Annotated in this window: 12 protein-coding genes and 1 pseudogene; 11 read left to right on the top strand and 2 right to left on the bottom strand. The window is 68.6% G+C overall.

Annotated features, from left to right (window positions below):
- Positions 1–65: 65 nt before the first annotated feature.
- Positions 66–908 carry an archaetidylserine decarboxylase gene (gene asd / locus RT456_RS17160; RefSeq protein ID WP_313348357.1) on the bottom strand — a complete coding sequence of 281 codons (843 nt, stop codon included), beginning with the start codon at positions 906–908 and terminating at the stop codon, positions 66–68.
- The gene (locus RT456_RS17155; RefSeq protein WP_313348355.1) at positions 905–1,555 is read right to left on the bottom strand and encodes an SCO family protein; all 651 of its coding nucleotides are present in this window, start codon (positions 1,553–1,555) and stop codon (positions 905–907) included. The genes asd and RT456_RS17155 overlap by 4 nt, the downstream gene beginning before the upstream one ends.
- Positions 1,556–1,684: 129 nt before the next feature.
- Between RT456_RS17155 and prmB the strand changes: the two genes are divergently transcribed.
- From prmB to RT456_RS17100, 11 genes and pseudogenes are all read left to right on the top strand, one after another.
- On the top strand, positions 1,685–2,614 hold the full coding sequence (gene prmB, locus RT456_RS17150; RefSeq protein WP_313348353.1) for a 50S ribosomal protein L3 N(5)-glutamine methyltransferase: 930 nt from the start codon (positions 1,685–1,687) through the stop codon (positions 2,612–2,614).
- On the top strand, positions 2,611–3,714 hold the full coding sequence (gene aroC / locus RT456_RS17145) for a chorismate synthase (protein WP_313348351.1): 1,104 nt from the start codon (positions 2,611–2,613) through the stop codon (positions 3,712–3,714). Before prmB ends, aroC begins: the two co-directional genes overlap by 4 nt.
- Entirely contained in the window at positions 3,707–4,762 is a 1,056-nt protein-coding gene (locus tag RT456_RS17140; protein WP_313348349.1) for a D-glycerate dehydrogenase, read from the top strand. Before aroC ends, RT456_RS17140 begins: the two co-directional genes overlap by 8 nt.
- Before the next feature lie 144 nt (positions 4,763–4,906).
- On the top strand, positions 4,907–5,932 hold the full coding sequence (locus RT456_RS17135) for an aspartate-semialdehyde dehydrogenase (RefSeq protein ID WP_313348348.1): 1,026 nt from the start codon (positions 4,907–4,909) through the stop codon (positions 5,930–5,932).
- A gap of 121 nt (positions 5,933–6,053) precedes the next feature.
- Complete coding sequence (locus RT456_RS17130; RefSeq protein WP_313348347.1) at positions 6,054–7,970, top strand: FimV/HubP family polar landmark protein; 1,917 nt, start codon at positions 6,054–6,056, stop codon at positions 7,968–7,970.
- A gap of 10 nt (positions 7,971–7,980) precedes the next feature.
- Positions 7,981–8,754, top strand: coding sequence for a tRNA pseudouridine(38-40) synthase TruA (truA, locus tag RT456_RS17125; RefSeq protein WP_313348346.1), 774 nt, complete (start codon positions 7,981–7,983; stop codon positions 8,752–8,754).
- Positions 8,751–9,407 carry a phosphoribosylanthranilate isomerase gene (locus RT456_RS17120; protein WP_313348345.1) on the top strand — a complete coding sequence of 219 codons (657 nt, stop codon included), beginning with the start codon at positions 8,751–8,753 and terminating at the stop codon, positions 9,405–9,407. Before truA ends, RT456_RS17120 begins: the two co-directional genes overlap by 4 nt.
- 199 nt (positions 9,408–9,606) lie before the next feature.
- Complete coding sequence (locus RT456_RS17115) at positions 9,607–10,287, top strand: hypothetical protein (protein WP_313348343.1); 681 nt, start codon at positions 9,607–9,609, stop codon at positions 10,285–10,287.
- Positions 10,287–12,305: a hypothetical protein gene (locus tag RT456_RS17110; protein ID WP_313348341.1), complete on the top strand. Its 2,019-nt coding sequence runs from the start codon at positions 10,287–10,289 to the stop codon at positions 12,303–12,305. The genes RT456_RS17115 and RT456_RS17110 overlap by 1 nt, the downstream gene beginning before the upstream one ends.
- An 84-nt stretch (positions 12,306–12,389) precedes the next feature.
- On the top strand, positions 12,390–17,762 hold the full coding sequence (locus tag RT456_RS17105; RefSeq protein WP_313348340.1) for a DNA repair ATPase: 5,373 nt from the start codon (positions 12,390–12,392) through the stop codon (positions 17,760–17,762).
- A pseudogene (locus RT456_RS17100) lies at positions 17,759–18,116 on the top strand (hypothetical protein); the annotation flags it as partial. The gene RT456_RS17105 and the pseudogene RT456_RS17100, both read left to right, overlap by 4 nt.

Here is an 18,116-nt window from a genome sequence, read left to right as displayed (position 1 = left end):
GCGTTTTTTGTTGCGGGTTTACGTGCGCAGGGTCATGGCGTTGACACGCATGGCGTATCTGCGTTTCAACGAAGGGTGGCCAATGCCTGCCCCAGCTGCACGGCATGCTCGGCATCCAGGTGCGGCGCGAAATCGGCCACGCCCGGCGGCAGCAGCACGATCACGGTGGAGCCGTAGTTGAAGCGCGCCATCTCGGCGAAGCGCTCCAGGGTGATGCCCTTGCCGCGGTAATCCTTGCGCGTGATGGTGTCGCCGTAACGCGGAATCTCCTCGCCGCTCCACACCGTCTCCACGCCCGATACCAGCAGTGCGCCGACCATCACCTGCACCATCGGGCCGAAATCGGTGTCGAAATGGCAGACCAGCCGCTCGTTGCGGGCAAACAGTCCCGGCACGTTGTTCACCGCGGCCGGGCCGACGCTGAACAACCGGCCCGGGACGTGAACGGTCTCGCGCAGGGTGCCGGTCCAGGGCATGTGCACCCGGTGGTAGTCCTTCGGCGAGAGATACACGGTGGCGAACAGACCGTGGTGGAACACCTCGGCGTCGGCGGCGTCGCCGAGCAGCTCGGCGGCGGTGAACGACTGGCCCTTGGCCTGGAAGATGCGCCCGTCCTCGATGGCACCGAGCTGGCTGATCCGGCCGTCGGCCGGCATCACCAGCGTGCGCGCACCGGCGTCGGGCACGCGTGCACCGGGCTTGAGGGCGCGGGTGAAGAACTGGTTGAAGGTGGCGTAGCTGCGCGGGTCCGGGTTGGCGGCCTCGGCCAGGTTCACGCCGAACTTCGCCGTCACGGTGTCGATGAGCCAGCGCGAGACCCGCGGGTTGCTTGAATACGCCAGGCGCCGCGCCATGGACGACAGCAGGCGGTGGGGCAGGGCGTAGCTCAGCGTGGTGGTCAGGCTCATGGGGCGGATTTCTCGGTCAACAGGTTCAGGTCGCGGGCAATGGCCTGCGCGTTGAAAGGGGGGCGGATCAGGCCGGCCAGCTTGCCGTCCGGGTCCAGCACGGCCAGGCTGGCCGAGTGTTCCAGGGTGTAATCCTGCGGGTTGGTATCGACGTCCCTGCCTGGCACCTTCTGGAACACGAAGCCCAGCGAGGTCGCAAAGCGCTCCAGCGACGGCACGTCGGCGGTGGCGGCCAGGGTGTCCTTGTGGAAGGCGTGCGCGTACTCGCCCAGCCGGGCGGGGGTGTCGCGCTCGGGGTCCACGGAAACGAACACCAGCCGCGGGCGCAGGGTCTCCGGCAGCGCTTCCCACTGTTTCTGGGCCTGGGCCAGGTCAACCAGAGTGGTCGGGCAGACATCCGGGCAGGCGGTGAAGCCCAGGAATACCAGGGTCCAGTGGCCCTTCAGCTCGCCGGGAATCAGGCGGGTGCCGTCGGACTGGCCCAGGTTGAAGTCCGGCAGCGGCCGCGGCTGCGGATAGAAGGTGATCGACTCGGTCGCGGGGCGGTTGCCGGCCGCTTTGGGCGCGAACACCTTCTGGGCAACCACCAGGCCGAGCCCGGCGGCCAGCGCGATGAGCAGGATGATGCCGACGTTGCGATTGAACATGGAAGCCCGTTCCCGGAAGGGGCCACCATGATAGGGGATGGGGCCCCGGTCTCACCGTTTCGGCTGCAACGGATGCCGTGCTGCGCCGCAGCGCCTATAATCGGGGACCACTTTGTCTGTTGCCTTGCCATGACTGCCGAAACGGCCGCCGAACTCCATACGATCATCGACCTGATCCGCTACGGCACCAGCCGTTTCAACGCCGCCGGGCTGACGTTCGGGCACAGCTACGACAATGCCCTGGACGAAGCCACCCAGCTGGTCCTGCATGCCCTGCACCTGCCGCATGACCTGGGCCCGGCCTACGGTGCGGCGCGGGTGACCACGCCGGAGAAGGCCGAGGTGCTGGCCCTGTTCGAGCGCCGCATCAGCGAGCGCCTGCCGGCCGCCTACCTTACCGGTGAGGCCTGGTTCGCGGGGCTGAGCTTCAAGAGCGACAGCCGCGCCCTGGTGCCGCGTTCGCCCATCGCCGAACTGATCGAGACCGGCTTCGAGCCCTGGCTGGCCGGTCGTGACGTCCAGCGCGCCCTCGACCTGTGCACCGGATCGGGCTGCATCGCCATCGCCATGGGCCACTACTACCCCAACTGGGAGGTGGACGGCGTGGACCTCAGCGACGATGCGCTGAGCCTGGCCGAAGAGAACAAGGAACGCCTGCGGGCGCACAACGTCACCCTGCTCAAGTCCGACCTGTTCAACGGTCTTACCGGCCGTCACTACGACCTGATCGTCACCAACCCGCCGTACGTCACCAACGACGAGACCGACGCGCTGCCGAAGGAATACTCGTACGAGCCCGAGATGGGCCTGCGTGCCGGCGACGACGGCCTCGACCTGGTCCTGAAGATCCTGCGCGACGCCCCGCTGCACCTCAGCGAAGACGGCCTGCTGATCTGCGAAGTGGGCGAGTCCGAGCAGCACCTGATCAAGCTGCTGCCCGAAGTGGACTTCGCCTGGGTCGAGTTCAAGGTCGGCCAGATGGGCATCTTCGCCGTCGAGTGCCGCGAACTGATCGCCCACAGCGCCCGCATCACCGAACTGGCGGCGCAGCGGCCGTGAGTTCCAACAGCTTCGGCAGACTGCTCACGGTCACCACCTTCGGCGAATCGCACGGTCCGGCGATCGGCTGCGTGATCGACGGGTGCCCGCCGGGGCTGGAGATCAGCGTCGACGAGTTCGCCCACGACCTGCAGCGCCGCGCCACCGGCAAGAGCCGGCATACCTCCGCGCGGCGCGAGGCCGACGAGGTCGAGATCCTGTCGGGCGTGTACGAGGGCCGCACCACCGGTACCCCGATCGCCCTGCTGATCCGCAACACCGACCAGCGCAGCAAGGATTACACCAACATCGCCCAGCAGTTCCGTCCCGGGCATGCCGACTACAGCTACTGGCAGAAGTACGGCATCCGCGATCCGCGCGGCGGTGGCCGTTCGTCCGCGCGCGAGACTACCATGCGCGTGGCCGCCGGCGTGATTGCGAAGAAGTGGCTGCTGCAGCGCTTCGGCGTGACCGTGCGAGGCTACCTCTCGCAGCTGGGCGAGATCACCCCGACCGGGCATGACTGGTCGGCGGTGGAAGACAACCCGTTCTTCTGGCCAGTGGCCGAACAGGTGCCGGCGCTGGAAAGCTACATGGATGCGCTGCGCAAGTCCGGCGATTCGGTCGGTGCGCGCGTCAACGTGGTCGCCGATGGCGTGCCGCCCGGTTGGGGTGAACCCATCTACGGCAAGCTCGATGGTGAGCTGGCGGCGGCCCTGATGAGCATCAATGCGGTGAAGGGCGTGGAAATCGGCGACGGCTTCGCCAGCATCGCGCAGCTGGGCACCGAACACCGCGACCTGATCACGCCCGAGGGCTTCGCCAGCAACCATGCCGGCGGCATCCTCGGCGGCATTTCCACCGGGCAGCAGGTCACGGCGTCGATCGTACTCAAGCCGACCTCGAGCCTGCGCCTGCCAGGCGCGACCGTGGACGCCAGCGGCGCCGCCGTGGAGGTGATCACCACCGGTCGCCACGACCCCTGCGTGGGCATCCGTGCCACCCCCATCGCCGAGGCGATGATGGCGCTGGTGCTGATGGACCAGGCGCTGCGCCACCGCGCCCAGTGCGGCGATGTCGGCGACATCACCCCGCGCATTCCAGGGTCGATCGATGGCTGAGACGCGGCCAAAGGTGTGGGTCAGCCAGCCGCTGTTCGATGATGTCATCGAGCAGCTCGGGCAGCATTTCGACCTGACCATGACCGCCGATGTCACCCGCTACACGCCGCAGGTGCTGGCCGAGCGGCTGGCCGGCGTCGACGGCGCGCTGATCACCCTCAACGAGCGCATCGGCCCGGCCGAGATCGCCAACGCGCCGCAGCTGCGCGCGATCGCCAATGTCGGCGTGGGCTACAACAATCTGGATGTCGACGCGCTCAGCGCGGCCGGCATCCTGGCCAGCAACACACCGGATGTCCTGACTGAAACCACGGCCGATCTTGGCTTTGCGCTGCTGATGGCCACCGCCCGCCGCATCACCGAGTCCGAGCGCTGGCTGCGTGACGGGCAGTGGGGCCAGTGGTCCTTCCAGACCATGCTGGGCGCGGACATCCACGGCAGCACGCTGGGCATCCTCGGCATGGGCCGTATCGGCCAGGGCATTGCCCGCCGCGGCGCGCACGGCTTCGGCATGCGCGTGCTCTACCACAACCGCTCGCGCCTGCCCGAGGCGACCGAGGCCGAGGTCGGCGCGCAGTACGTGGACCTGGACAGCCTGTTGGCGCAGGCCGACCACCTCGTGCTGGTGCTGCCGTACAACGCCTCCTCGCATCACATCATCGATGCCGATGCACTGGCGAAGATGAAGCCGACCGCCACCCTGGTCAACATCGCGCGCGGTGGCATCGTCGACGAGCTGGCGCTCGCCGACGCACTGGCCCATGGCCGCCTGGCCGCCGCCGGGCTGGATGTATTCGAAGGCGAGCCGACGGTGCGCCCGGAACTGCTGGCCCTGCACAACATCGTGCTGACCCCGCATATCGGCAGCGCCAGCCAGGCCACGCGCCGGGCCATGGTGCAGCTGGCGGTGGACAACCTGACTGCCGCGCTGGGGCAGGGGCCGCACGCCGGCCACCCGCCGAGCGCGATCAACGCCGACGCCGTTGCTGCCGTGAAAGCCGGTGGCCAGGCCGTGGGCGCGAAAAAAATCGACGACGCAAAACGATAGGGAACCGCGCGGTCATCACGTGAGGTTCCCCGAACCCAATCCGCAGCGCGTGTCCCCTCTTCACCACGGTAGGTACCGACCGTTGGTCGGTATACATCCCGGTAGTGCCGACTGTTGGTCGGCAAACCATCAAACGAGGTTTCCATGAACAACCCTGATCGTCGTTTCCACGTCGCAGTCGTCGGTGCTACCGGCGCCGTCGGCGAAACCATGCTGGCCATCCTGGCCGAGCGCAACTTCCCGATCGCCACGCTGAGCCTGCTCGCGTCCTCGCGTTCGGCCGGCGGCGAGATCGACTTCCAAGGCAGCAAGGTCAAGGTCCAGGACCTGGCCAGTTTCGACCCGGCCGGCGTGGACATCGCGCTGTTCTCGGCAGGTGGCAGCGTCTCCAAGGAGTTCGGCCCGAAGTTCGCCGCCGCAGGTGCGGTGGTGATCGACAACTCCTCGGCCTTCCGCTACGACGATGACGTGCCGCTGGTGGTCTCCGAAGTGAACCCGGAGGCGCTGAAGAACCGTCCGCGCGGCATCATCGCCAATCCGAACTGCTCGACCATGCAGATGCTGGTGGCGCTGGCCCCGCTGCACCGCCAGTACGGCATCCAGCGCATCAACGTGGCCACCTACCAGTCGGTGTCCGGTGGTGGTCGCTCCGCGCTGGAGGAGCTGGGCAAGCAGACCGGCCAGCTGCTCAGCTTCCAGGAAATCGATCCGCAGCGCTTCCCGGTGCAGATCGCGTTCAACCTGATCCCGCATATCGACGACTTCCAGGACAACGGCTTCACCAAGGAAGAGATGAAGCTGGTCTGGGAGACCCGCAAGATCCTTGGCGACGACAGCATCCTGGTCAATCCCACCGCCGTGCGCGTGCCGGTGTTCTACGGCCATTCCGAAGCGGTGACCATCGAGACCCGCGACAAGGTCACCCCGGATGCCGCACGCGAGCTGCTGTCGCGCTCGCCGGGTGTGGAAGTGGTCGACCGGCACGAAGCCGGCGGTTACCCGACCCCGGTGACGCACGCCTCGGGCAATGATGCGGTCTACGTCGGCCGCATCCGTGAGGATCTGTCGCATCCGCGCGGCCTGAACCTGTGGATCGTGTCCGACAACATCCGCAAGGGCGCCGCGCTCAATGCGGTGCAGCTGGCCGAGCTGGTGGCTGCCGAAGGCTGACGGACGAAGGTACCGCGCAGGGCGTGGTACCTCCTTCCCGGTGGGCATGCGTAGCGCCACGTCGTGCGTGGCCGGGATTCCTGCGTGGCTGTATTGGTCGGGAATCGCTATATTGCCCGCCATGAAGAACCGGGTTCCGGGCGCATTGCGTCCGATCAAGTATGCGTCGACCCTGCTGCTGGCCCTGGCCAGCAGTTCCGCCATGGCCCTCGGGCTGGGCGATATCCGGGTGCTTTCCAAACCCGGCGAGCCATTGCTGGCTGAAATCCCGGTGATCTCGGCCGACCCGGCCGAGCTGCAGAACCTGCGCGTGGCGCTGGCCTCGCCGGTGACGTTTGCACGGGTAGGGCTGGACCGCCCGACCGGGCTGGTCAGCGAACTGCAGTTCGAACTGACCCGCAACGCCGATGGGCGTGCCGTGGTGCGGGTGAGCTCGCAGGCCCCGGTCACCACGCCCTCATTGAATTTCCTGATCGAAGCCGACTGGGGCCAGGGCCGCCTGGTCCGGGAGTATTCGGCGCTGGTCGATGCGCCGGACAGCGCATTGGCGGTGGCCGAGCCCGAGATCGTCGCCCCGGCCGGCGCGATGTCCAACGCGATCGTGCGGGAGCCCGAGCCGGCCCCGGCACCCACCGAGCCCGTGGCCGCCGAGACCACACCCTCTCGCACCAGTCCGGTGCCGCCGCGCAATGCCGCGCCGTCGCGCCGCCAGGCCACGGCTTCGCCTGCACCGACGGCGGCTGCCGACGGCAGCATCACCGTGCAGCGCGGCCAGACCTTGTCGCAGATCGCCGGCGGCATGGCGCGTGAGCAGGGTCTCAGCCGCGACCAGGCCATGATCGCGTTGCTGCGCGCCAACCCCGATGCCTTCATCCGCGGCAACGTGAACCTGCTCAAGCAGGGCGCGGTGCTGCGCAGCCCGGGCAGTGACGCCGGCGCCCCCATCGATCCGAGTGAAGCTGCCGCCATCGTGCGCGAGCATGCCGCGCAGTGGCGCCAGGCCCGTTCGGCGATTCCGCAGCCGGCCAGCAGCGGCGTCGCTGCCACGCCGGCCGCGCCTGCGCTGGCTGCGGCCAGCGCGCCAGCCGCCAGCGGCGGACGCCTGGAGATCGCCCCGGCGGTCGCCGCCACCGACAACAATGCAGGGACAACCACCGGCACTGCCGCCGGCAGCGAGGGTGACATGCTGGGCAATGAACAACTGCGGCAGGCCAAGGAAGATGTGGCCACCCGCGACGCCGAGATCCAGGAACTGCGCAACCGCGTGGCCGATCTGGAGAAACTCAAGCAGCAGCAGGCCTCGCTGATCGCAATGAAGGACAGCGACCTGGCCGCCGCGCAGCAACGCCTTGGCGATGCGCCGGCCGCGCGCGAGGCCGGCGGTGGGGGCTGGTACTGGCTGGGGCTGGGGGTGCTGCTGCTGGTGGTCGCCGGCTGGGCACTGGCCCGCCGCCGCAAGCCGTCGCCGTTGCCGCCGCTGCGCCGCCAGGGGCTGGACGCCGTCAGTCTGGCCGCTGCGGTGCCCGCCGCCGATTACGTGGACGAACTGGCCGCGCAGCAGGACGTCGAGGAGGAGGGCGACGACCTGCGCGATGCCCCGGACTACGTCCTCGCCAACGAGCGCGCCGTAGAGGAAGGCCGCCGCGAGCCGATGTTCACCCTGGAGCCGCAGCCCGGTCGGGGCGAGGCATTCGCCGCCGAGCCGCTGATCGACGCCGCCGAGCCGCGCGTCGCCGACCTGGACCCGGTGCCGGCGCACGCACTGGAGGCGGCCGAGCAGCCGTCCTACCGCGGCGTGTTCGAGTTCCCGGAAGAGACCCCCGAGGTGTCCGCTGCCGCTGCCGAGGATGTCGCCGAGGCGCCTGCCCCCGTTGCCGCGCCGCTGGGTGCGCCGGGCCGCGACCGCCTGGAACTGGCGATCGCCTACCTGGACCTGGGCGACGCCGACACCGCGCGCACCCTGCTGCAGGAAGTGGCGACCGCCGGCGACCTGCACAGCCAGCTGCAGGCCCGCGAGCTGCTGGCGCGGCTGGGGTGAGAGGTTGACCATGCGCTACGCACTGGGCGTGGAATACGACGGCAGCGAATTCAAGGGCTGGCAGCAGCTGGGCCAGAGCGGCTGCCCCAGCGTGCAGGCCAGTCTGCAGGACGCCCTGTCGTCGGTGGCCGACGCGCCCATCCAGGTGGTCTGCGCCGGGCGTACCGACGCCGGGGTGCATGGCGAATGCCAGGTGGTGCATTTCGAGACCGACGTGGTGCGCGACCCGCGCGGCTGGACCCTGGGCACCACCACCCGGCTGCCGCGCTCCATCGCGGTGCGCTGGTGCGTGCCGGTGGCCGACGACTTCCACGCGCGGTTCTCCGCCCGGGCACGCCGTTACCGCTACCGCCTGCTGAACCGGACCATCCGCCCGGCGCTGTACCGGCAGACCCTGAGCTGGGAGCGCCGCCCGCTGGATGCCGCGCGCATGCACGCGGCCGGGCAGGCCCTGCTGGGGGAAAACGACTTCAGCGCGTTCCGCAGCGTCCAGTGCGAGGCACTGCATGCGCGGCGCGACCTGCAGGCGATCAGCGTGACCCGCCAGGGCGACGTGGTGGAGGTCTGCGTTCAGGCCAATGCATTCCTTCATCACATGGTGCGCAATATCGTCGGTTCACTGATCCTGATCGGAACGGGGGAAAAGCCGGTGTCCTGGATGGCCGAGCTGCTGGCTGGCCAGGACCGCACCGTGGCCGGCCCCACTGCGCCGCCGCAGGGATTGGTGTTTGTTGGTCCGCTATACCCCGACAACTGGCATCTGCCCGCCGAGGTCACTTTATGAGCCGCTCTTTCTACCGCACCCGCATCAAGTTCTGCGGCATGACCCGCGCCGGCGATGTACGCCTGGCCGGCGAGCTCGGCGTGGATGCGGTGGGTTTCATCTTCGCGCGGGAGAGCAAGCGCCGCGTCGCCCCCGCCGAGGCCCGCGCCATGCGCCAGGCGATCGCGCCGATGGTCGACGTGGTCGCGCTGTTCCGCGACAACAGCAAGGAAGAGGTGCGCGAGGTGCTGCGCACGGTCCGTCCCACCCTGTTGCAGTTCCACGGCGACGAGGACGAATCGTTCTGCCGCGGCTTCAACATGCCCTACCTGAAGGCGGTGGCGATGGGCGGGCGTGAAGAAGTCAACGCCCGCCAGCTGCAGCTGCGCTATCCCAGCGCGGCCGGTTTCCTGTTCGACAGCCATGCCCCGGGCGGCGGTGGCGGCACCGGCGTGGCGTTCGACTGGACCCGCCTGCCCACCGGCCTGCACCGCCCGTTCCTGCTGGCGGGCGGGATCACCCCGGACAACGTCTTCGACGCCATCGTCGCCACCTTGCCGTGGGGCGTGGATGTCTCCAGCGGCATCGAAATCGAGCCGGGCATCAAGGACGGCTACAAGATGCGCAAATTCGTCGAAGAGGTCCGCAGGGCCGACTGCCACGAGGCCGATTAGGCGCCACGCGCCTGCTCCGCGGCAGCTCCCGACCGTTGGTCGGGAGCGCTTCGCGTCGGAAAACCCCTATGGGCGCTAACCCCGATTTCACGTAGCATCGACAGGACAGGGCGCGGCCGTCACGGCGCGTAGTCGCGGAACGCCGGAGTGCGTTGCGCAGGACGCCGCGGGGGCGGCATCGATGCAGGGAAGTAGTGGAATGGCGGAATTCCTCAATGTTGCACTGACGTTTCCCACGCTGCCGTACAGCATCGTGCTGGCGTTCGCGATGGTGTACTGGCTGCTGGCCGCGTGCGGCGTGGTCGATGACGGCATTGGCGGCGACGGCATGGACCTGCACGTCGGTGACGACGGCCTGCATGGCATCTCCGGCATGTTCTCGCGCCTGGGCCTGGGCGGCGCACCGGTCATGCTGGTGATCGCGCTGCTGGCCTTCTTCGGCTGGACCGCCACCTATTTCGTGCACCTGTTCCTGCTGCAGCCGCTGCCGGACGCCATGCGCTGGCTGGCCGGCAGCGCCACCGCGCTGCTGGCGCTGGTGCCTGCGGTGCCGATCACCGTCGTCCTGCTGCGTCCCATCCGCCGCCTGCTGCTGCGCCTGCGTCCGGTTCCCCAGACCTCGCTGCTGGGCCGCGTCGGCGTGGTCGCGTCGCCGCAGGTCACCGCGCAGACCGGTTACGCCACCGTCGACGATGGCGGCGCCGGGCTCATCCTGCAGGTGCGCCTGCGCGAGGATGGCGCTGCCTTGCCGCGCGGTGAGCGCGTGGTGCTGCTCGACTACCTGCCCGAACACAACCATTACCTGGTGGCCCGCGAACACGGCCACCCCGCGCTTTCGTTCCAAGACAGCCTGCTCGCGGGCGACAAGGAGATCCACTGATGAGTGTTGCGACCCTGGCCCCCTTCCTGATCGGCGTTGGCGCCCTGCTGGTGCTGTTGCTCGGCCTGGCCGGCCTGTTCAAGGCCTTCTACCGCAAGGTCGACCAAGGCGTGGCGCTGATCGTCAACGACATGAGCGCCCAGCCCAAGGTGCATTTCACCGGCGCGCTGATCATTCCGGTGCTGTACCGCGCCGAGCTCATGCGGATCAGCCTCATCACCCTGCAGATCGACCGCCGTGGCAAGGAAGGTCTGATCTGCCGCGACAACATGCGTGCCGACATCGCCGTCGCCTTCTACCTGCGCGTCAATGAAACCCAGGCCGACGTGCTGCGCGTGGCCAAGGCCATCGGCGCCGACCGCGCCTCGGACAAGCACGCCGTGGACGAGCTGTTCAATGCCAAGTTCTCCGAGGCGCTGAAGACGGTCGGCAAGAAGTTCGAGTTCACCGAGCTGTTCGAGAAGCGCCAGGAATTCCGCGACGAGATCATTGCCGTGATCGGCAACGACCTCAACGGCTACGCGCTGGAAGATGTCGCCATCGATTATCTGGAGCAGACCCCGAAGTCGCTGCTGGACCAGAACAACATCCTCGACGCCCAGGGCATCCGCAAGATCACCGAGCTCACCGCTACCCAGAACGTGGTCACCAACGAGCTGGAGCAGAACGAGAAGCTGGCCATCACCAAGAAGAATGTCGAGGCGCGCGAGGCGCTGCTGGCGCTCGAGCGCCAGCAGGCCGAGGCCGAGGCGCGCCAGAAGCGCGAGATCGACACCATCCGTGCGCGCGAAGAAGCCGAGACCGCCAAGGTCCAGGAAGAACAGCGGCAGCTCTCCGAGCAGGCCCGCATCGAAGCGCAGGAAGTCATCGACATCCGCGAACAGAACCGCATGCGCGAAGTGGAAGTGGCCGAACAGAACCGCCAGCGCGCCGTGGCCATCGAATCCGAGCGCGTCGAGCGCGCGCGGCAGCTGGAGCAGGTCACCACCCAGCGTGAAGTGCAGCTGCAGGGCGTGGAGCGCGACAAGGTGGTCGAGTCCGGCAAGATGGACGTGGCCAACATCACCCGCGAACGCATCGCCATCGACAAGACCGTGGCGCAGGAAGAAGAGCGCATCAAGGAAGTGCGCGAAGTCTCCGAGGCCGACCGCCAGAAGCAGGTGCTGATCCTGGACGCCGAAGGCAAGGCGCAGGAACAGCTGGTGCGGCAGGTGAAGGAGGCGCAGGCCGCCGAGACCGCCGCCAAGCACCGTGCCGTGGAGATCACCACGCTGGCCCAGGCCGAACACGAAGCGGCCGGCAAGCAGGCCGAGGCCAAGCGCCTGCTTGCCGACGGTACCCGTGCCGAACAGGCCGCCCCCGGCCTGGCCGAGGCGCAGGTGCGTGAGGCATCGGCACTGGCCATCGAAAAGGTTGGCATCGCCGAGGCCCGCGTGATCGAGGCCAAGGCCGAGGCCCACCTCAAGCAGGGCACCAACGAGGCCCGCGTGCTCGCCGAGACCCTGCAGGCGCAGGCCCAGGGCGAGGAACAGATGGGCCGTGCCCGCGCCACCGCGACCGAGTCGGTGGGCGGCGCCGAGGCCGGCGTCGTGCAGAAGAAGCTGCTGGCCGAAGCCGAAGGCCTGGTGCGCAAGTTCGAGGCCATTGCCTCGCTGAGCGACACCGCGCGCGGTCATGAGGAGTTCCGCATGATGCTCGACAACAGCCTCAAGCAGGCACTGGCCTCGATCGAGGCAGGCAAGGAAGTCTCGCGCGAGAACGCCGGCGTCATCGCCAGCGCGCTGCGCAATGCCGACATCGACCTGGTGGGCGGCGACGGCGGCATGTTCGAGAGCCTGATCAAGGCCGTGTCGCTGGGCAAGTCGATCGAGGGCCTGGCCGGCAAGAGCCCGATCGTGCAGGACCTGATGCAGCGCTATCTCGGCGTCGCCCCACGCGAAGAAGGCCCGCGCCAGATCACCGACGAGGCCGCCGTCGCGGTCGAGACGGTGTCGGCGACCGTGGTCGACGCCCGCTGAAAACAGCCGGTGGCCCACGGGCCACCGCCGCACCACCTCCGGCCGGCCTGTCCGGCCGGTTGTCCGTGAGCCGGAAGGAAGCCGATGTCTGAGAACGCCAACCGTCCCGAGCCGTCGTCGCCGGATGCCACTGCCACTGCCACCGTCGACCAGGCCGTTGCCCAGGGCGGTGCCTATGAAGTGCTGCGCCGCCGCCTGGGCGAGCAGGGCACCCGCCTGCGCGGGCTTGCCGATGCCCTGAACCGGCAGCGGCTGGCCGAGTTCGGCGACAGCCGCCTGGAGGTCATCGGGCGCTTCCGCATCCGCAGCGAGAACAACTGTGTTGGCCGCGACATCGTGCAGGTCGGCCCCGATCTGCTGCTGTTCGGCTACAACGTTTTTCTGGGTCTCAAGACCCAGACCCGGGTCGAAGATGTGTTCGGCCTGTACCGGCTGGTGCAGACCGGCGAGGGCTACGACGTGGTGCCGGTCGAAGCCAAGGGCAGCTTCCTGGCCCAACCCGGCTTCGTCCACGACTTCAGCGAGCTGTATGCGTACTACAAGCATGCGCGCCTGCTGCAGCTGATCGTCATTGGCGACAAGCTGCTGGCCGCCTTCCAGATCGGCGAGCGCAGCAGCGACGTGCGCGTGTTCCGTTGGGCGCTGGCCCGCGACGGTGCGCTGACCTACCTGGACGCGCGCGGCGAACGTGACATTGCGCTGCCGCCGCCGTTCGACTTCGAATGGACCCGTGCCACGCGTGACATGGCCGTCAACGGCCGCCATGCGCACCTGAACATCCTCGACACCCTGTTCGTCGAAACCACCGGTGGCGACCTCACCATCAAGGTCGAGAACAACACCGAAAGCGGGCAGGGCATCTACAGCGAGCCGGTGGACGACAGCACCCAGTCGCTGGATGACGCCCAGTTCGATTTCGCCCGGGTGGGCTCGCTGGTCCTGCTCAAGGTGCTGCCGTACCGCGAGACCGTCTGGCGCGGCCTGATCTACAACACGCTCACCGGCACCCTGGTGCGCAACGATGCGATCGTGCAGGCCTGCGTGCAGCTGCCCGAAGACCACGGCATCATTTTCCCCGGGGGCTACTACCTGCAGAGCGGCGAGCACAAGGCGTTCGACGCGGCCATGCAGGGCATGCAGTTCAAGCGCGCCATCCGTTCGCCCAACGGCGAAGACGTGCTGTACATCTTCTATGAGCGCGAAGGCGGGCGCTCGGCGCTGTTCGTGTACAACACCATCCAGCGCATCCTGCAGGTGCCGGTGTTCGGCCATGGCTACGCCTTCATGCACGACGGGCGCATGGTGCTGTTCCATGCCGAAGGCACCGAGCCGACCCGCATCCACCCGATGCAGGTCTGGCAGACCCCCTTCAGCAGCGACGAGTTCGCCGCCAGCCGGCCGCCGGGCAACACCTTCATGGGCCGGATCGGCAATGCCGAACTGGTTCGCGGCATTTCCAACCTGTTCGACCTGGCCCGCACCATCGAAGGCGACGACGTCTCCGTGCAGCGCTACCAGCGGCTTGTGCAGGACACCCGGCGCCTGTTCGATGCGCACCACTGGCTGGACGACGCGCAGTGCGATGGCGCCGCCGGCCTGTTGCGTGAGATCAGCGGTACCGGCGAGTCGGTCCTGGACGAGTACGAGAAGGTCCAGTCGATCCGGCAGCAGTCGGCGCAGGCCATGGCGCAGGCCCAGTCGAGCCAGAAGGCCCTGCTCGCGCGCCTGCAGCCGGAGAACTGGACCGAGGTGCAGGCCTTCGTCGAGGCGCTCAATGCGATCTCCACCCAACGTGGGCATCTGCTGACTATCCGCGACTTCCGCTACATCGACACCGACCTGATCGATGCGATGACCGCGGCGCTGCAACAGGCGCACGATGCGATCGGTGCGGCCACCGGCAGCTTCCTTGCCGGCGACGCCGCGCTGGCCCCGCTGGTCGACCGCCTGCAGGTGCTGGACGAGGCGGCGCAGCAGGCGCAGAGCGCGCGGGTGCTGGACGAACAACTGGCCGGCATGCGCGACATGGCGGCCGACCTGGACATGCTGTCTGGCCTGATGGCCGGGCTGAAAGTGGACGATGCCACCGCACGTACGCGTGTGGTCGAGGCCATCTCCGCCGTCTATGCCCGCCTCAACCAGACCCGTGCCCGCGCCGAGCAGCGGCGGCGCAGCCTGGGTTCGGCCGAGGCCGTGGCCCAGTTCGCGGCCCAGTTCGCGCTGTTCTCGCAGGCCATTACCAGCGCGCTGGCGATGGCCACCGATCCCGAGCGTGCCGACGAACAGATGTCGCGGCTGCTGGTGCAGCTGGAGGAGCTGGAGAGCCAGTTCGGTGAGCACGAACAGTTCCTGGGCGACATCCTGGCCAAGCGCGAGGAGCTGATCGAGGCCTTTGAAACCCACAAGCAGGCGCTGCTCGACGAGCGCCAGCGCAAGGCCCGTTCGGTCCTGGACGCGGCCAGCCGCATTCTGGACGGCCTGGCCAAGCGTACCGAGCGCTTCGCCAGCGCCGACGAGCTCAATGCCTTTTTCGCCGGCGACCCGCTGGTACTGAAACTGCGCGAACTGGCCGAGCGTCTGCGCGAGCTGCGCGACAGCGTCAAGGCCGACGACATCGAGTCGCGCCTGAAGGGCGTGCGTGACCAGGCGGTGCGCGCGCTGCGCGATCGCAGCGATCTGTTCGAGGCCGGCGGCAACGTGGTGCGGCTGGGGCCGCGCCATCGCTTCAGCGTCAACACCCAGCCGCTGGACCTGACCCTGCTGCCGCGCGGCGACGAGCTCGCCATCCACCTGACCGGCACCGACTTCCTGGAGACGCTGCACGACCCGGAGCTTGCCGCGCTCAAGGCGTACTGGCAGGTCGGGCTGGATTCGGAATCGGCGGCGCTGTACCGCGGCGAATACCTGGCCGGCAGCGTCCTGCAGGCGGCCATGGACGGCCGCGATGGCCTGGAGCTGGCGGCGCTGCAGCATGCGACGGCCGAGCCCGAGGCGCTGGAGCGGATCGTGCGCGACTTCGCCGCGCCCCGCTACCGCGAAGGTTACGAACGCGGCATCCACGATCACGACGCGTGCCTGATCCTGCGCGCGTTGTTGCCGCTGCAGCAGGCGGCCGGGACCCTGCTGCACGCGCCGCGTGCACGTGCGCTGGCCCTGCTGTTCTGGGCGGCGCAGCAGCGTAGCGACGCTGTGGCGCAGTGGCCGGCACGCCAGGCCGGCGCTGACGCCATCGCCCAGCTGTTTGGCTCGCGCGAGGGCCAGCAGGCGCTGCGCGCGGAAATGACCACCGCGCTGTCCGCCTTCGTTGACGCGCGGCAGCTGGCGCTGGACACGTCCGATCCGCAGGCGGCCGCGGCCTACCTGGGCGCGGAGCTGTCGGCAGGCGAACCGGTGTTCAGCACCAGCCGCTATGCGCATGCGCTGCTGGAGGCACTGTCCCAGCACCTGCAGGCGGCGGGGCAGCGCGAGGCGTTCGAACGCGCGCTGCAGCGCGAGCAGGACCCCCTGGCGCTGCGCTGGGCACTGGCGGGGCAATGGCTGCGCGCACTGTGCCGGCTGCCGGCGTTCGCCGACCATGCCGGCTATGTCGACGAAGCGGCCGCGCTGCTGCTCGTGCAGCGCTCGGTGCGGCACCGCCCCAGCGACGTCGCCCTGCTGGTGCAGGTGGACGGCCTGCTGGGCGAACATGCGCGGGTGGTGCAGGGGCGCCTGTCGCTGTCGCTGGACGATTTCCTGGCGCGCTTCCAGCACCATGTGGATACCTTCGTGCCGGCCTTCCAGGCCTACCAGGGGGTACGCCAGCGCATCATCGGCCGCGAGCGCGACAGCCTGCGGCTGTCCGAGTTCAAGGCGCGCCCGCTGTCGTCGTTCGTCCGCAACAAGCTGATCAACGATGTCTACCTCGGGGTGATCGGCGACAACCTCGCCAAGCAGATGGGCACCGTGGGCGAGAACAAGCGCAGCGACCTGATGGGCCTGCTGATGATGATCTCGCCCCCGGGCTACGGCAAAACCACGCTGATGGAGTACGTGGCGCACCGCCTTGGCCTGGTCTTCATGAAGATCAACGGCCCGGCGCTGGGCCACGAGGTACGTTCGCTGGATCCGGCACAGGCCCCGGACGCCACCTCGCGGCAGGAGCTGGAGAAGCTCAACCTGGCGCTGGAGATGGGCAACAACACCATGCTGTATGTCGACGACATCCAGCACACCCATCCGGAGTTCCTGCAGAAGTTCATTTCACTCTGCGACGGCACCCGCCGCATCGAAGGCGTGTGGCGGGGTCGCACGCGCACCTACGACATGCGCGGCAAGAAGTTCTGCGTGGTGATGGCCGGCAACCCGTACACCGAGTCTGGCGAGGTGTTCAAGATTCCAGACATGCTGGCCAACCGCGCCGACATCTACAACCTGGGCGACGTGCTGGGCGGCATGGAAGATGCCTTCACCCTGAGCTACATCGAAAACAGCCTCACCTCCAACCCGGTGTTGGCACCGTTGGCCACCCGCGAGATGGCCGACCTGTACCTGCTGGTGGACCGTGCGATGGGCAAGGAGGTGTCGACCAACGCGCTCAGCCACGCCTACAGCGGTGCGGAGATCAACGAGATCGTCGCCACCCTGCAGCGCATGCTGCGTGTGCGCGATGTGGTTTACCGGGTCAACCAGCAGTACATCGCCAGCGCCGCGCAGGACGACCGCTACCGTACCGAGCCGCCGTTCCGGTTGCAGGGCAGCTACCGCAACATGAACAAGCTGGCCGAGAAGATCTCGCCGGTGATGAACGATGCCGAGCTGCAGCAGCTGCTCTCCGACCACTACACGGGCGAAGCGCAGCTGTTGACCACTGGCGCGGAGGAGAACCTGCTCAAGCTAAGCGAACTGCGCGCCACGCTCGACGCGGAGCAGGCGCAGCGCTGGCAGCAGATCAAGCGTGATTTCCTGCGCAACAAGGCGATGGGGGCCGGCGACGCCGATGTCGGCGGCCGCGTGGTGGCGCAGCTGGCCGACATCGCCAGCGCGCTGCAGCTGCCGCCGCCGTCACCGGTGGCCGCCGCGGAACCGGCACCCTGGCCGGCACTGCTGGCCGCGCTGGAACGGCTGTCGGCCGCACGCGTGGAACCGGTGCCGGCCGCCGCCGTGCCGGTGGCGCCGGTAGCGGCACCGCCGCTGGCCGAACCGCTCGCCGACGGACTGCAGGCCGGGTTGGCACCGCTGGTGCAGCTGCTCGGCGACTCGCATCAGCAGCAGCAGCGCACGGGGGAGACCTTGGCGCTGTTGGCCGGTTGGGTGCGTCAGCAGATGGAGAACGGGCCGGCCCCACGCATCGGCGCCCGCCCCAAGCGCGCCGCGACGCCGGAGGAGCGCGCCCTGGATGAGGCGCTGATGCGTCATTTCTATGGCGAATCGAGCCTGCCGCCCCGTTGGGAGCGCGGCGGCGGTGACCCCCCTGCATGAGCACGCCCGCCTTGCCTGCGCTGCCAACACCGCCGGCCACGGTGGCCGCCGACGCGGCGGTGCTGTCGCGATACGGCGACGTGCTGCTGCAGGCAATGGCCGCACGTGATGTGGCATGTCCCGCCGCAGACGTCGCTGGCGGGCACGGGTTGATTGCGGTGCTGGCACAGATCGCGCGGACGCTGCAGTCGGCGGATCCCGACCAGCTGCGCCGGCAGACCGGCTGGTGGGGGCGCCTGCTGGGCCGCGACGTGGAGCACCAGCTGGACAGCGACACGTGGCGACCGCGGCTGGGCCTGCTGCTGGTGCAGGCCGAAGACTGCGCACGTGCGTTGCACGCGCAGGGCGCGCTGC

Source organism: Stenotrophomonas sp. (genome assembly GCF_032099025.1).
In the GTDB taxonomy this organism is placed as follows: Bacteria; Pseudomonadota; Gammaproteobacteria; order Xanthomonadales; family Xanthomonadaceae; genus Stenotrophomonas.
The sequence above is the reverse complement of the archived record's forward strand: the minus strand, read 5'-3'. Positions and strand labels throughout refer to the sequence as shown.